Annotated in this window: 1 protein-coding gene; it reads right to left on the reverse strand. The window is 42.7% G+C overall.

Translation table 11 applies throughout. From position 1 onward, the window contains the following. A partial coding sequence (gene sph, locus ED312_RS20280) for a sphingomyelin phosphodiesterase (RefSeq protein ID WP_170164576.1) occupies nucleotides 1–839 on the reverse strand: 839 nt, incomplete at both ends.

Below are 839 nucleotides of genomic sequence, written 5' to 3' on the forward strand. Positions count from 1 at the left end.
AACAAAATAATCTTTTTTGACATCAATAGACAGATGCTTATGACTCATTAGCGTTGTACTGACAGGATCAAAAACGACATTCTGCCATGAGGGCGGTACAAGGTGATCATCAGATACAAAGATGTAATCTATAGATTCTCTCTCATTTTCAGGGTAGGGATACAAATAGGACCTCAGGCTATTGGTCTTGCTGTCCAAGGTGTATGGCAAACCTTTGTAAGAGGGTGGCGAAACATTTAATATCTGCAGCATCATATTATATTCCTCCGTATCCTCCTTTAAAATGTTGAAGTCCCCTCCTATGATAACCATTTCATCTACAGGTATATTCCGGGAATCGATATAGGATTTTATCTCTTTTAGCTGGTTTTTCCGGTGTGTTTTTTCCCCGCCCATACAGAGAGGGTCCGTATTTTGCATATGCGTAACGATAAAGTGCATACGTTTGCCGTCTTTAAGTATACGGGCATACACAAAGCCCTTATTGGAAAAGGCATCAGGGCCACAGTACCCTGGAGAGAAAACATACTGCTCCATATGTTCTACGGGGTGCTTACTCGCAATCATTACACCGCCGTTTTCAATATTAAACCATTTATCATCTGTCAAATTGTACGTGGCGTCCCATTCATTATTTGAAGTGCCAAAAACAGGGGTCTGGTAGGGATGGGTCCCGGACAGGTTTTCGCATAACACCTTAGTCGCAGGCCGGTCAAAACATTCCTGTAATAATAATACGTCATAATTCTGAATGAAATCGGCCTTGCCTAACCGGGAGGCCCTTTCTTCCTGTGACCAACTTTGGCTACTGGCCAGTGCAATCGCTTCAGTAAGCAGAT

This window comes from Sinomicrobium pectinilyticum (genome assembly GCF_003725735.1).
Lineage (GTDB): Bacteria > Bacteroidota > Bacteroidia > Flavobacteriales > Flavobacteriaceae > Sinomicrobium > Sinomicrobium pectinilyticum.